We start from the raw sequence: 14,454 nt of genomic DNA, 5'->3' as shown, positions 1-14,454 counted from the left end.
GTGGCCATAGAACTACTTTGTCTTTTCTATATAGATTTCCCACTCACCGTCATCTATTTCTTCTATATCAACATTGTGTCCTTCTTTTCTAGCCCACTCTGGAACATTTTTCATTGCACAACTATGGTCTATTTCAACTATAAGAACATCTCCAACCTTCATTGTGTCCATTTTTTTTTGAGTTTTAATTAGTGGTACAGGACATGCCTCTCCTAAGCAATCTAGTCTTAATTCTGCCATAATAATTTCCTCCTCTAAATGCAATTAGTTATTGATTATTTTTCTTGCTTCCATACCAATCTGCAATAATGTATAATCCAAATAATAATATAAACTGTAATAATACCGCTGGCACCCATCCTAACACATCTGGCAAATATACTGCCTTGCCTTTTGATATAATATTATTTGTCCACCAACCAAAGTTGTTGGCAGCCCATAGTGAACCTATAACGAAGAATACAAGGGAAAGCATCTGCATTAAGAAGCCTTCTCCAACTCTCATAAGTGTACCTGAAGCACAACCCCCTGCAATAACCATACCTATACCAAACATTGTTGCTCCTATAGCGGTATGTATTCCTGCAGGTGATACATAGCCTGGAACAGGTTGTCCCTTAGAAACTGCTGAATATTGAATTCCTATAAAGCCTACAGTTGCTATGGAAATTGCAATAATAACTGCCTTGGTTAATGATGTGCTCCCAGTTAAAACTGGATCTCTTAGTGATGCAGTAAAGCAAAATCTTGATCTTTGAAGTGTAAACCCTGCAGCTACACCGAGCACCCACATAATTGCTGTCTTTGGAGCTTGGTTAGCTATAAAGAAGCCCATTCCAAAAATTGCAATTAAAAGTGCTGCTCCAAAAGGAATTTGATTAACCTTTTTCTTTTTTGGCCTTGTTGATACTCTAGTTTTAATCTCAGCCATTAATTTCACCCCCGTAAAGTTTGTTAATTAACTAACACCTAACTGCCCATTAAGTGCTTACAAGTCTATTTTACATCGTATTCATATGTTTAAGTTATAAGTTTTTCTGATATAAAATTAACAATGTTAATATTAGTTTTTATTTTGATGGAATATTTCTAACATAAATTATATAATTAAAATAATCAACAGATTGAATTATAAGGAGAAATTTTTAAATATGAACATAACTTACTTAAATTCTTTTATTAAAACCGTAAAGCAAGACAGTATCTCTAAGGCTGCTAAAAATCTTCATATGACTCAATCTGCCTTAAGTCAGCAGCTTCAAGCTCTTGAAAAGTCTCTAAATGCAAAGCTTTTAATCAGAAGCAACAAGGGGGTTAATCTTACCGATGAAGGCGAAATTGTATTAAGTTATGCAGAAGCCTTGGTTAATCTATATGAAAACATGGCAAAAGAGTTAGATCAGTGTAAAAAATCTGAGCTTGAGGAAATAAAAATATCAGCCTGCAATAGCGTAGGTGAATATTTACTGCCTTGTACCTTGCACCTATATAAAAAGAATCATAAAAACGTGAGATTTTCCTTAAAGACTGAGCACAGTAAGAATGTGCTGCAGAATGTTTTAGACTGTAGCTCTGATGTGGGATTTATAGATATAGATTCTGACAGAAAGATTGAGGGAATTGAAAGCTTTAATATATGCAGCAATAATTTGATATTTATATTTTCAAGTAAGTTTAATATAGAAAAGACCTCCATAACCTTAGAGGAAATAGCAGAACTTCCTCTTATAATAGGTTCAGACAGAAGCAGTTTAAGAGGAATTATTGAAAAGCTGTTTACAAGTAATAAAATATCTGTTTGCAATTTAAACATAGAAATGGAACTTGATACCCTAGAATCAATTAAAGCTTCAGTTATTGCAGACCATGGGGTTTCTATTGTACCTTATACTTCTGTAAAAAAAGAAATTCATACTAAAGCCTTAAAAACTCTTCCTATAAAAGATGCAGCACCAAGCTGCAATATTTCAATGGTATATCAAAAGAGCCGAGCAAATCAGCCTCATATAAAAAGTTTTATTTCTTATATTAAAAAGTATGGCAGGGAAACCTTCTGTTAATCTAGCTTTTTAATCCTGATATGCCATATGCCCCCGTCTTCTTCAACAGTAATGTGACAATTATACTTATTAAAAGCGTCTTTTAAGCCCTGTGAAGTACAGCTGTGATCAGTAATGACAGTTAAACTCTCACCGGGTTTTAGTTTTTTATATTGAATTTTAGCTTTAACAACTGGAACTGGACAAATCTCTCCGACACAATCAATGGAACTCTCCATTATTTTCTTCCTTTCCTTCCTCTTTATCAGCATATTTCGTATTATATAGTTCTCCTGTACCAGGAACTAAAGAAGAGGATGCTTCATAAAGCAAGTTTGTAAACCTAGTAAAGCTCATTTTCTTTTTACCCTTTTTATTATTCATAGTACACCTTCCTTATATCCATTTTTACTATTAGGATGTGTAGATTATTAATTATTATTATTCTATTTTTTATTTGCATATCCTTCCTGTAGAACCGAATTAAATCTAAATTCATATATTGATAATTAGAAGTAATATAAAGTGGGTGGAAAAAATAAAAAAAGAACATGGCTATAATCTAAGTAAACTGCAGTTTATCGGTAAAGGGATGCATGGATCTGTTTATAGAATTGATGACTATAAGTGCATAAAAATCTTTAAAAAAAGAGATACTTGCCAAAAGGAAATTGAAACCTTAGCTATGGCCCAAGGGAATAGTTTCTTTCCTAAGCTCTTTGACTTTGGAGAAAATTACATCATTAGGGAATATATAGATGGTATGGAGCTTGATAAATACCTAAAAGACAATCCATTAACTATAAGCCTTAGTGAAAAGATAGTAAAGATATATGAGGCTTTTGGAGACGTAGGATACAAAAGACAAGATACTGCCCTACTTCATATTTTTATAAACTCAATGGGAGAGCTTAGACTAATAGATACTGCCAAGGCAATGTCAATTTCAACAAAATATCCAAAAATAATTTTAGGTGACTTAAAAGCTTTAGGACTTAAAAATACTTTTTTAGACCATGTGAGAGAATTAAGACCAGATCTATATAAATTCTTAACTTTAAAAAAGTAGTGAAAGAAAAAAAGCTGAGTTCTTTACAAAGTTCTCAGCCTTTTTGAATTTATCCTTACGTTATATCAAGCTTTTTATCAAAATATTTTCCTAGGTTGATTATTAATATAATTATAGCAATTATAGTAAGAACGGAAAATAACACTACTGCACCCCAGGCAGTACTCAGCCTAAACCCTTCTTGAACACTCACTTTAATATCTATATATAAACTTTCACCAGTTATTAAGGATGCTATCTTCGCTAATAAACTCATAATAATAATAGTGCTTGTAAATCCTCCTATTGCCTGAATAAAACTATTTCTAGAAACAGCCTTTATTCGCATTGCTAAAAGAAAAACCATTATAATTAAACTATATATAAATAAAAATACAACATACATCATAACATAAAACCAGGTTAGCTGACCTATAAGAGCATTTTGCGATGATACTCTATAAAAAATAGAATTAATTAAGACTAAAGCCACAAAAGTAACTGTTTGAATAACAAGCATTTCTATAACCTTGCTTCCTAAAATCCTGGTTATATTTAAAGGTGTGGTATTTATTAGCGCTCCTCTTTTAAAAGCTAATGTAGCTTCCATAGAATTAACATTTACCATTAAATTTGTAAACACAATAATATTGAACAAGATAAAACTAACCGCTGCTGTAGAAAAGATGCCCATGCCTGATGCTGATGCAACAACAAGTATATAAACTATAACCTCTATAATATGAAGAGCTTTCACCTCTCTTAGTCCGTACTTTATTAAGTTAACCACTGCTCTCTCCACCCCCTAATTATTAAAGGTCATATCTAATTTATCATCCATGGCCTTACTAGCTGTCTTGAATAACATTATAAAAAAGCCTAGCTTGATAGCCATAAATATTGGAGCAACCTTTAAAATTCCATTTCTTACATAAGCCCCAATAAATATATTTAAATAGTCAAACTTTGAATAGTAAAGCAGTCTGATATTGATAACAAGTTTTGGGAATATATTGCCTAAAAAGTTATTTACAATCAAACCTATAAGCGCAACTAAAAATATTAGCATAATACTTATAATTCCTGAACGCTTATAATCCTTAAGCATACTGCTTAATATAGTAAATATACCTAAAATACATATCAAAAGATCTAATAGCAATACAGAACCTATTGAATATACTATCAAGTTTTCTACTTCAAATCTATATTCAGAGTAAAATATATTATTAAATAAACTGCTGTAAAGAATCCCTACAATTATTACAAACCCTTGAATTATACAAAATTCGAATACCTTTGATACCAAATAGTTTATTCCTTTGACAGGTGCTGAAAAATATAATCTTCCAACATCTTTTGTAACCTGCCGCTGAAAGGAAAATAGAACTATTAAAAAATTCACGTAGGCAAAGGTCATCATCATTTCAGGATAAAAAGATATGCTTATGATATTAACTCCCTTTGTACGTTGTAAAAAGGCTAGACTTAATATTCCTAAATCTATAGTAAGCAGTACAACTAGTTCTATAAGATAAGCAACCTTACTGTCTTTAAAATTATATCTTAACAATTTAAACATAATTAAACTCCTTCTCTTTAACTTTCTATACTATTAATTATCAGTTTTTCTGTATAGCTCTCTATAAAGCTTATCCAAGGAAGTCTGTCTTTCCATTCTTATCTCTTCAGTATCACCTTGCAAAATTATACTGCCATCTTTGATAAATACTACCTCATCTAATATTCTTTCTAACTCTGCTATTAAATGAGTGGTTATAATCATAGAAGATTCTTCATCCAAGTTATTAACTATTAATTCTAGTATTTCTTCTCTTGCAATAGGGTCAATACCTGACAGAGGCTCATCTAGGATATAAAGCTTTGCTTTTCTGCTGATAGTTAGAGCTAAACTAAACTTTTCTAGGGTACCTTTTGATAAATTTCTTATTTTATCAGTTTCACTTATACTTAAACTTTTTAAAAGCTCTTTTGCTTTTGTTTTATCAAAATCCCTAAAAAAATCACTGTAAAACTCTAACCCATCACTAACCTTCATCCATGTTAGAAATACATTTTTATCTTGAAGCATAGAAGTTAAAGCTTTAGTCTCTACACCTGCATTTTTTGATTCTATCAACACAGTGCCCTCAGTAGGCTTTAAAAACCCTTCAATTAGATTTAGTAAGGTTGTTTTTCCACTTCCATTAGGACCTAAGATACCCATGACCTTACCTTTTTGCAACGATAAATTTATATCATTTAAGACTATCTTACTACCAAAAGCTTTTTTTAAATTATTAATTTGTAATATAGTTTCCATATTAATTCACCTTCTCATAATTATTATTAATAAACTCTAATGCTTCACCCTTTGTAATACCTAGTTCCTTCATTGTTCTTATAAAATTATTCAAGATGCTCTCGGCACTTTCTTGCTTAAGTATCTTTATAATTCTTATATCCTCTGTTACGTACTTTCCGAGACCTCTTCTAGTATAAATCAATTCTTCATTTTCTAACTCTGTATAAGCTCTTTGAATTGTATTTGGATTAACCATAAGCTCGGTAGCCAGCTCTCTTACAGATAGAAGCTTCTCTCCCATACCCAATTCTCCAGATATAATTCTTCTTTTTATATAGTTCATTATTTGTAAGTAAATAGGTTCTCTATTGTTTAACTGAAAGTCTATTTTTTTCACCTCCAAATGCAACCACTGTATTAGTTAAATAATACACTAGTTGAACTTTTGTTTCAATATCTACAAATGCAATTTAAGCCTAAATTTTGGCTAATAGCCTAGATTAGCTTGTTATTTCTTGAGTTTTCCTAAAATTAAGAATAATTAAAAGGCTGCCATAGTGACAGCCTCCTTATTATATATAAACATCAGATATATCAAAAAAGCATCCTAATAATTAGGATGCTTTTGGTGGCTCACCGGGGAATCGAACCCCGGACACCATGATTAAAAGTCATGTGCTCTACCGACTGAGCTAGTGAACCTCATTCAATATGTAGAATAAATAAAGCTAAGCTTTAGGCTTAGCTTTACCANAAAGCCCTAAATGGGCTTTTACGGGAACTCTGCGAGTGGGAACGAGCGATATAAGAGTTCCCCGGGGCGAAGCCAAAGCCCTAAATGGGCTTTTACGGTGGATTACAGTTATAATGAAAAGAGGCGTATAAAAATGGGACAAATTCATGCAATTTGTATCAGCGAGAAGAAAGGCACAGCAAAATTCAACGTACCAGAAATAGAACTTATTGAAAACTTTGGACTAAAGGGAGATGCTCATGCTGGTAATTGGCATAGACAGGTAAGTTTATTATCCTTTGAAAAGATTGAGGAGTTTAGAGCTAAGGGAATAAACGTAAAGTTTGGAGCCTTTGGAGAAAATATAGTTGTAAGCGATATTGATTTGGCAAAACTGCCTATTGGAACGAAACTAGAAATAGGAAAGGTTCTCTTAGAAGTAACCCAAATAGGAAAGGTATGCCATGACCGTTGTAACATTTATAATACAGTAGGAGATTGCATAATGCCTCGTGAAGGTATATTTGCAAAGGTTTTAATAGGCGGAAATATTAAGATTGGAGATACAGTTGAGGTTTTAAACAGATAATAGCAAACCCTTTTATTCAGGAAAGCGTATAGAATAAAAGGGTTTCCTTTTTTATTACATTGTATTAATAAATTTTAGTTGATAAAATAAAAATAGAATACTTTGAATATGTATTACAATTAATTTTATAAATTGTTACAAAAGAGTTCGAAGCATTTTTTCGAGGAGTGTCATAAATATGGAGTCAATTTTAAAGCAAATTCAAGATACTGTAATTAAATACGCAAACGTAATTTCTCAGGTTATAAATGTAGACGTTGAGATAGTGGATAAAAATCTCGTAAGAATAGCTGGGACAGGTATGTATGAAGATAAAATAAATGAAGATTTAACAAGGGAAGGCATGGTGTACAGCCATGTATTGAGAACTGGTGAACAACACGTAATAGAGAATCCAGGAAATTATTTCTTATGCGAGGAATGTGAAAATAAAAACAATTGTGTTGAAAAGATGCAAATTTGTACTCCTATAAGGTTGGGAGATGAAATAATAGGCGTAATAGGACTTGTTTGTTCAAGCTATGAGCAGAAGGATATACTCATAAAGAATATGGTTTCTTACCGTCCATTCTTAATGCAGATTGCTGATTTTATAAGCTCAAAAGTATACGAACACATGGAGAAGGAAAGAAACAAAGGAATGCTCCATGTGTTGAACCAGGTTATTGATAGCTTTGATAAAGGAGTCTTGGTTATTAATAAGGACAATGAAATTATGCATATGAATCAGCCAGCAGTGAAGCAGTTAAGGGCTTCCCAAACATATTTTAAAAAAATTATAGATATTACTTCTTGTAACGAAAGCATCATGAATGAGGAAGTATTTACTGTTAAATTTGAGAGTAAAAAGATGGAGTTTATGGGTAAGCTAATACCTATTTTTCCTTCTCTTCCACCCTATGATAGAATTTTTGTTTTTAACGAGATAAAGAGGGGGAAGCTAGAGGCTGCAGCCACTTATGTTTGGCAAACTATTAGAACAGAGGACATTATTGCTAAGTCAACCTCAATGGTTCAGGTTAAGGAGAAGATAAAAAAGGTTGCCAACTCAAAATCCACAGTACTCATAAGCGGAGAAAGCGGAACTGGTAAAGAACTTATTGCAAGGGCAATTCATGCGGAAAGCGACAGGTGGAATAAGCCTTTTATTGCGATTAACTGCGGAGCTATACCGGACACCCTTCTTGAAAGCGAATTATTTGGATATGTAAGAGGTGCCTTCAGCGGTGCAGATTCTAATGGAAGAGTAGGAAAATTTGAGCTTGCTAACAAGGGCGTTATTTTTCTTGATGAAATAGGAGATATGCCTTTATATCTTCAAGTAAAAATACTAAGAGTACTGCAGGAAAGAAAGATAGTTAGGATAGGTTCAAACCAATTGATTGATTTAGATATAAGAGTAATTGCAGCAACAAACAAAAATCTTAAGCAGATGGTTGAAGAAGGAAAGTTCAGAGAAGATTTATACTATAGGCTTAATGTTATACCTATTGAAGTGCCCCCTCTTAGAGAACGAGGAGAAGACATTGAAGTGATGGTTTTGAAGATGCTTCAGCGTTACGAGAAAATGTTTAATAACAAGAATTTGAAGGTAGATGAAGAAGCTATGAGTGTGCTTAAAAGCTACACCTGGCCTGGTAACGTGAGAGAGCTTGAAAATGTTATTGAATTTATGGTTAACATGGCGGATGAAAGCGGAGTATTAGATAGGGAAACCCTGCCAATGGGAATATTAAATAGTAAGAATAAAAGTAGAAATTCATTTTGTGCTGTGGTAGAAGATGAAGGAGTTATTGTACCATTAAAGGAAATAGAACAACAGTATATATCAAGGGCATTGGAGTTATATGGAAGTGATGTTAAAGGAAAAAAACTAGCTGCACAAAAATTAGGTATAGGAATTGCAACTTTGTATCGAAAGTTGGAGGAAATGAAACAAGATTTATCGAAATGATAATAAAAATAGAAAAAATCGTTGGTACATGAATAAAAGTTATTTATCAAATTGATAATTAGTATTATTTTGATAAATAAGGATATATAAATTTTTCAGTGTGTAAGGTTTAAGAACATGAAAAAGAGTTCTTAAACCTTTTTTTATGCCCTAAAATGCTTTTAATAGAAGAATTTTTGATGTTTTTTTATCAAAAGTTTTTTAAATAAATTTTCTAATAGCTATGTTTTGGCACGGATGTTGCTTTAATATATTTTAGAAATTTAAGAGAGCGAGGTAGACAAATGAAAAAAAGTATTTTATGGAAAGAAAATGAAATGTCAGTAAAAAAAGAAAAGACTAATATTGATTTTTTAGGTAAAGAAGAAATAAACAAGGCTAGAAAGTTTCACGAAAGCTTTCCTGAGTATACTAAAACTCCACTTGTTAATTTAGATCATTTGGCAAAGGATTTAGGAGTTGGCGGAATTTATATTAAAGATGAATCACATCGGTTTGGTTTAAATGCTTTTAAAGTGCTTGGTGGTTCTTATGCCATGGCTAAATACTTAGCGCAAAAACTTAATAAAGATATTTCAGAGCTTAGCTATGAAAAACTAACTTCAGATGAAATTAGAAAACAACTTGGAGAAATAACTTTCGTTACCGCAACAGACGGAAATCATGGAAGAGGAGTTGCATGGACAGCAAGACAGCTTAAGCAAACATCAGTTGTGTACATGCCAAAAGGTTCTTCGTTTATCCGCCTTAAGAACATTCAAGCTGAAGGTGCAGAAGCTTCTATAACAGATATGAACTATGATGATGCAGTTAGACTTGCGGCTGAAAATGCTGAAAAGCATGGCTGGGTAGTAGTTCAAGATACTGCATGGGATGGCTATGAAGAAATACCAGCTTGGATTATGCAAGGGTATGGAACAATGGCTTCAGAAGCGTTAGAACAGCTTAATGAAATGGGTGTTGAAAGACCAACTCATATTTTTGTACAAGCAGGTGTTGGTTCCTTAGCTGGAGCTGTACAAGGATATTTTGCTTCTGTATTTGGAGATAACTGTCCAACAACTGTTATTGTAGAAGCTGATGAAGCAGCATGTCTTTATAAGTCAGCTTTAGCTAATGATGGTGAGCCAAGAGTAGTAGGCGGAGATATGCCAACTATCATGGCTGGACTAGCTTGTGGTGAGCCAAATACTATTGGCTGGAAGGTATTAAGAGACTACAGCAAAGCCTTTGTATCATGCCCTGACTGGGTAGCTGCAAGAGGAATGAGAGTTCTTGGAAATCCATTAAAGGGAGACAAGAGAGTTATTTCTGGAGAATCAGGAGCGGTAACAGCAGGACTTATATCATCAATAATGACAAGAGATGATATGCAGGAATTGAAGAAGGCATTAAAGCTTGATGAAAATTCAAGAGTATTATTATTCAGTACTGAAGGCGATACTGATCCAATAAGATACAGAGAAATTGCATGGGATGGAGACTTTCCTACTGTAGGATAAGATAAAAAGAAAAGGAGAATGAAAATTATGATGACAAATGAAAGAAGACAAGAATTAACAAAATTATGTCAAGAACTTCTAAGAAGACCTAGCGTTTCAGGTGAAGAAGGCAAAGTAGTTGAAGCTATAACTGCTGCTTTTAAGCAAATGGGATACGATGATTGGTTTGTAGATGGTTACGGAAATGTTATAGGACACATTAAAGGAAAAAAGCCAGGAAAGAAAATATTATTTGATGGACATATAGATACCGTTCCAGTACCAGACGATTCTAAATGGGTACATGCTCCATTTGGAGGAGAAGTAGTTGATGGAAAAATCTATGGACGTGGCGCCTCTGACATGAAGGGTGCTGTAAGTGCTATGATTGCAGCAGTTTCATACTTTGCAGAAGATACAAACAAAGATTTTGCAGGAGACATATATGTAGCTGGAGTTGTTCATGAAGAAATATTTGAAGGCGTTTCTGCTAGAAAAATAAGTGAAAGAATAAATCCAGACTATGTAGTAATAGGAGAAGCATCAGAGCTTAACTTAAAAAGAGGACAAAGAGGACGTGCGGAAATAGTTATCGAAACTTTTGGAAAGCCAGCTCACTCAGCAAATCCTGAAAAAGGAATTAATGCAGTATATAAGATGTCAAAGGTAATTGAGAAGGTTCAGGGCATAGAGCCAGTTGAACAGCCAGTGCTTGGAAAAGGAATATTAGTTCTTACTGATATTAAGTCTTCACCATACCCAGGAGCTTCAGTAGTTCCAGATTACTGCAAAGCTACATTTGACAGAAGACTTTTAGTTGGTGAAACTAAAGAATCTGTATTAGAGCCAGTTCTTAAGCTAGTAGAAGAGTTAAAGAAGGAAGATTCAGAGCTTAATGTAAAAGTTTCTTATGCAGTTGGAGAAGAAAGATGCTTTACTGGAGAAGTAATCCAAGGAGAAAGATTCTTCCCAGGATGGTTATATGAAGAATCAGATGAATTTGTACAAGCTGCATACAAAGGATTAAAAGAAGCAGGAATAAATCCAGAAATTACACACTATTCATTCTGCACAAATGGAAGCCACTATGCAGGTGAAAAGGGAATAAGAACTATAGGATTTGGACCTTCAAAGGAAAACCTAGCTCATACAATAGATGAGTATATTGAACAAGAACAATTATATAAAGGTGCAGAAGGATACTACGGAATATTAAAATCTGTATTCAGCAAGTAGAAATATTTTAAGCCTGAGCTTATACATGCAAATCTATGCGTGTATAAGCCAGGTTTTAGAATTTAACTTCTATTAACTTATGCACAAAGGAGAAAGGTATGAAAATACTAATAAAGAATGGTCTTATAGTAGATGGAACAGGAAAGAAGCCTTTTAAGGGTAATCTTCTTGTTGAAGATAATAAAATTGCTAAAATAGGTGAAATAAAAGATGATAAGGCTGATAGAGTAATCGATGCCAAAGGTTTAGCAGTTGCACCAGGGTTTATCGATACTCACAGCCATTCAGACTTAATGATACTTGTAAATCCATATAACGAAACAAAGATCCGTCAAGGTATTACCACTGAACTTTTAGGACAAGACGGAATATCAATGGCTCCTCTTCCAAAGCAGTATATAAGCTCTTGGAGAAAGAACTTAGCTGGATTAGACGGAGATAGTGATGAAATAGATTGGAACTATGAAACTACAGATAACTATCTTAAGATGATGGAAAACAATGGAGTTGGACTAAATCAAAGCTATCTTGTACCTCATGGTAATATTCGTATGGAGGCAATGGGGCTTGAAGCTAGAGAAGCAACTGATGAAGAAATAAAAAGAATGTGCCACATTACAAGAAGAGAGATGGAGGCTGGAGCTTACGGTCTTTCTACTGGTCTAATATACATTCCATGTGCATATTCTCAAACTAGAGAAATAATTGAAATGTGCAAGGTTGTAGCTGAATATGATGGGATTTTTGTAGTTCACCAAAGAAGTGAAGCAGATACCATACTTGAGTCTATGGAAGAAGTTATAGAAATAGGCAGACAATCAGGAGTAAAAGTTCACTTTTCACACTTTAAGGTATGTGGAAAGAAGAACTGGCAGTATATAGATGGCGTTATAGAATTACTAGAAAAGGCGCAAAAGGAAGGCATTAAGGTTTCCTTTGATCAGTACCCTTATGTTGCAGGAAGCACAATGCTTGGAGTAATTCTTCCACCTTGGGCGCATGCAGGTGGAACAGATAAACTTCTTGAAAGACTTAAAGATGATGAAATGAGACGAAAAATGATTAAAGACATAGAAGAAGGAATACCAGGCTGGGATAACTTCGTAGATTTTGCTGGTCTTGATCAGATAGCTGTAACAAGTGTTAAAACAGATAAGAATGAAGAATTTATAGGCAAGAGCCTTGAAGAAATTGGAGAAATTCAAGGAAAAAATCCTTTAGAAGCTACCTTTGATTTGCTCTATGAAGAGGAAAATGCCGTAGGCATGGTAGATTTCTATGGTCTTGAAGAGCATGTGATTAAATTCCTAAAAAGACCAGAACAAAATGTATGTACAGACGGACTTCTAGCAGGAAAGCCTCATCCAAGAGTATATGGAGCCTTCCCAAGAGTTCTAGGAAAGTATGTCAGAGAAGAAAAAGTTCTTACCCTTGAAGAAGCTATCTTTAAGATGACCAAAAAGCCTGCTGAGGTTTTAGGACTAAAGCAAAGAGGAAGCCTTGAAGCAGGTAATTATGCTGATATAGTAATATTTAATCCTGAAACAATTAGGGATAAGGGAACTTTTGTAGATCCAATTCAGTACCCAGAAGGAATTGATTTCGTAATTATCAATGGTCAAATTGCTATAGACAAAGGAGTCTATAATAAAGTATTGGCAGGAGAGGTATTAAGAAAATAGTATGCTTTCCAGAAAGGAAGTGAAGATTAATGCTTTTAGTGGGCAATGGAAGAGTTATTACTCAAAATGCAGCAAAGCCTCTAATAGAAAACGGTTGTGTAGCTATCGATGGAAATAAAATCGTAGAAGTTGGAAGCTATAATGAACTTAAAAGCAAGTATAAAGATGCGGAATTTATAGATGCAAAAGGCAAAGTTATAATGCCTGGACTTATAAATGCTCATCACCACATATACTCAAGCTTTGCAAGAGGTATGGCCCTTGACGGTGAACCAGGAGCAAACTTTATAGGAATTCTTGAAAAACTTTGGTGGAGACTTGATAAGAAGCTTACATTAGAGGATACAAAATACAGTGCTTATTCAACTCTTATAGATTGCATAAAGAACGGTGTAACTACGGTATTTGATCACCATGCAAGCCCTTTCGCGGCTAAAGACAGCCTGTTTACTATCGGAGAAGTAAGCAAAGAGCTAGGCATAAGAAGCAGCCTTTGTTACGAAGTGTCTGACAGAGATGGAGAAGCTGTTTTAAGAGAAGGAATAGAAGAAAATGTTAACTTCATAAAATATGCTAATACTGACGAGCAGGATATGCTTAAAGGTATGTTTGGACTGCATGCTTCCTTTACATTGTCAGATAAATCCTTGAATGAATGCAAAGAGGCAATGGAAGGGCTTAATGCAGGTTACCATGTTCATACAGCAGAAGGTATAGATGATCTTTATGATTCCTTAAACAAGTACGGAAAGAGAGTAGTACAAAGACTTTTAGACTTTGATATATTAGGTGATAAGTCTATAGCAGTGCACTGCATCCATACCAACGGAATGGAAATGGACATACTTAAGGCTACAAAAACAAATGTAGTTCATAATCCTGAGTCAAATATGGGGAATGCAGTAGGCTGTTCTCCAGTAATTGAAATGATGAGAAGAGGAATTAAAGTTGGTCTAGGAACAGACGGCTATACTTCTGATATGTTCGAATCAATGAAGGTGGCAAATATAATTCACAAGCATCAATTATGTGATCCAAGAGTAGCCTGGGGAGAAGTTCCACAAATGCTCTTTGAAAACAACAGGGATATTGCTAAGGCATACTTTAGCAAACCAGTTGGCGTACTAGAAGCGGGAGCTTATGCTGATGTAATTGTTGTGGATTACAACCCTCATACGCCAATGACAGAGACAAATATAAATGGGCATATACTATTTGGAATGACAGGAAGATGTGTAGACACAACAATAGTAAATGGAAAGATACTAATGAAAAATAGAGAACTTCTTATTATAGATGAAGAAAGAATAATTTCAAAATCAAGAGAAGTAGCAGAAAAACTATGGAAAAGAGTATAAATGAACTAAAAATAAGATTAGCATAACAG

General features: G+C 33.9%; 16 protein-coding genes and 1 tRNA gene. 8 read left to right on the top strand and 9 right to left on the bottom strand.

Annotated features, from left to right (window positions below; all coding sequences use genetic code 11):
• Window positions 1-12: 12 nt before the first annotated feature.
• Window positions 13-240 (bottom strand): sulfurtransferase TusA family protein, encoded by a 228-nt coding sequence (locus NBE98_RS07520; RefSeq protein WP_250814336.1) that lies wholly within the window; start codon window positions 238-240, stop codon window positions 13-15.
• Window positions 241-268: 28 nt separating this feature from the next.
• The gene (locus NBE98_RS07515; RefSeq protein ID WP_250814335.1) at window positions 269-931 is read right to left on the bottom strand and encodes a YeeE/YedE thiosulfate transporter family protein; all 663 of its coding nucleotides are present in this window, start codon (window positions 929-931) and stop codon (window positions 269-271) included.
• Between the two features lie 220 nt (window positions 932-1,151).
• On the opposite strand from NBE98_RS07515, the gene NBE98_RS07510 reads away from it, so the two are divergent.
• Window positions 1,152-2,060: a LysR family transcriptional regulator gene (locus NBE98_RS07510; RefSeq protein WP_250814334.1), complete on the top strand. Its 909-nt coding sequence runs from the start codon at window positions 1,152-1,154 to the stop codon at window positions 2,058-2,060.
• Here NBE98_RS07510 and NBE98_RS07505 read toward each other — a convergent pair.
• The gene (locus tag NBE98_RS07505; RefSeq protein ID WP_250814333.1) at window positions 2,057-2,278 is read right to left on the bottom strand and encodes a sulfurtransferase TusA family protein; all 222 of its coding nucleotides are present in this window, start codon (window positions 2,276-2,278) and stop codon (window positions 2,057-2,059) included. The genes NBE98_RS07510 and NBE98_RS07505 overlap by 4 nt on opposite strands.
• On the bottom strand, window positions 2,262-2,423 hold the full coding sequence (locus tag NBE98_RS07500) for a hypothetical protein (RefSeq protein WP_250814332.1): 162 nt from the start codon (window positions 2,421-2,423) through the stop codon (window positions 2,262-2,264). Before NBE98_RS07500 ends, NBE98_RS07505 begins: the two co-directional genes overlap by 17 nt.
• 145 nt (window positions 2,424-2,568) lie before the next feature.
• On the opposite strand from NBE98_RS07500, the gene NBE98_RS07495 reads away from it, so the two are divergent.
• Window positions 2,569-3,108, top strand: a complete 540-nt coding sequence (locus NBE98_RS07495; protein WP_250814331.1) for a hypothetical protein — start codon at window positions 2,569-2,571, stop codon at window positions 3,106-3,108.
• Between the two features lie 55 nt (window positions 3,109-3,163).
• On the opposite strand, the gene NBE98_RS07490 is transcribed toward NBE98_RS07495, so the two are convergent.
• The 5 genes from NBE98_RS07490 to NBE98_RS07470 all read right to left on the bottom strand — a co-directional run bounded on the left by NBE98_RS07490 (window position 3,164) and on the right by NBE98_RS07470 (window position 6,094).
• Window positions 3,164-3,877: a hypothetical protein gene (locus tag NBE98_RS07490; protein WP_250814330.1), complete on the bottom strand. Its 714-nt coding sequence runs from the start codon at window positions 3,875-3,877 to the stop codon at window positions 3,164-3,166.
• Window positions 3,878-3,892: 15 nt separating this feature from the next.
• The gene (locus NBE98_RS07485) at window positions 3,893-4,669 is read right to left on the bottom strand and encodes a hypothetical protein (RefSeq protein ID WP_250814329.1); all 777 of its coding nucleotides are present in this window, start codon (window positions 4,667-4,669) and stop codon (window positions 3,893-3,895) included.
• Between the two features lie 33 nt (window positions 4,670-4,702).
• A complete protein-coding gene (locus NBE98_RS07480; protein ID WP_250814328.1) occupies window positions 4,703-5,410 on the bottom strand; it encodes an ABC transporter ATP-binding protein in 708 nt (235 codons plus the stop codon).
• Window position 5,411: 1 nt separating this feature from the next.
• The gene (locus NBE98_RS07475) at window positions 5,412-5,789 is read right to left on the bottom strand and encodes a GntR family transcriptional regulator (RefSeq protein ID WP_349305902.1); all 378 of its coding nucleotides are present in this window, start codon (window positions 5,787-5,789) and stop codon (window positions 5,412-5,414) included.
• A 229-nt stretch (window positions 5,790-6,018) separates the two neighbouring features.
• A tRNA-Lys gene (locus NBE98_RS07470) sits at window positions 6,019-6,094 on the bottom strand.
• A 185-nt stretch (window positions 6,095-6,279) separates the two neighbouring features.
• Here NBE98_RS07470 and NBE98_RS07465 point away from each other — a divergent pair.
• From NBE98_RS07465 to ssnA, 6 genes are all read left to right on the top strand, one after another.
• Window positions 6,280-6,714 carry an MOSC domain-containing protein gene (locus NBE98_RS07465; RefSeq protein WP_250814327.1) on the top strand — a complete coding sequence of 145 codons (435 nt, stop codon included), beginning with the start codon at window positions 6,280-6,282 and terminating at the stop codon, window positions 6,712-6,714.
• A gap of 178 nt (window positions 6,715-6,892) precedes the next feature.
• Entirely contained in the window at window positions 6,893-8,668 is a 1,776-nt protein-coding gene (locus NBE98_RS07460) for a sigma-54 interaction domain-containing protein (protein WP_250814326.1), read from the top strand.
• Between the two features lie 284 nt (window positions 8,669-8,952).
• Window positions 8,953-10,170: a diaminopropionate ammonia-lyase gene (dpaL, locus tag NBE98_RS07455; RefSeq protein WP_250814325.1), complete on the top strand. Its 1,218-nt coding sequence runs from the start codon at window positions 8,953-8,955 to the stop codon at window positions 10,168-10,170.
• A 27-nt stretch (window positions 10,171-10,197) separates the two neighbouring features.
• Entirely contained in the window at window positions 10,198-11,385 is a 1,188-nt protein-coding gene (locus NBE98_RS07450) for a YgeY family selenium metabolism-linked hydrolase (protein WP_250814324.1), read from the top strand.
• A 98-nt stretch (window positions 11,386-11,483) separates the two neighbouring features.
• Entirely contained in the window at window positions 11,484-13,067 is a 1,584-nt protein-coding gene (locus NBE98_RS07445; protein WP_250814323.1) for an N-acyl-D-amino-acid deacylase family protein, read from the top strand.
• 29 nt (window positions 13,068-13,096) lie between these two features.
• Entirely contained in the window at window positions 13,097-14,425 is a 1,329-nt protein-coding gene (gene ssnA / locus NBE98_RS07440; protein WP_250814322.1) for a putative aminohydrolase SsnA, read from the top strand.
• Window positions 14,426-14,454: the final 29 nt, after the last annotated feature.

This window comes from Clostridium swellfunianum (assembly GCF_023656515.1).
GTDB lineage: Bacteria > Bacillota > Clostridia > Clostridiales > Clostridiaceae > Clostridium_AT > Clostridium_AT swellfunianum.
This window is presented reverse-complemented; position numbering and strand designations above follow the sequence as displayed.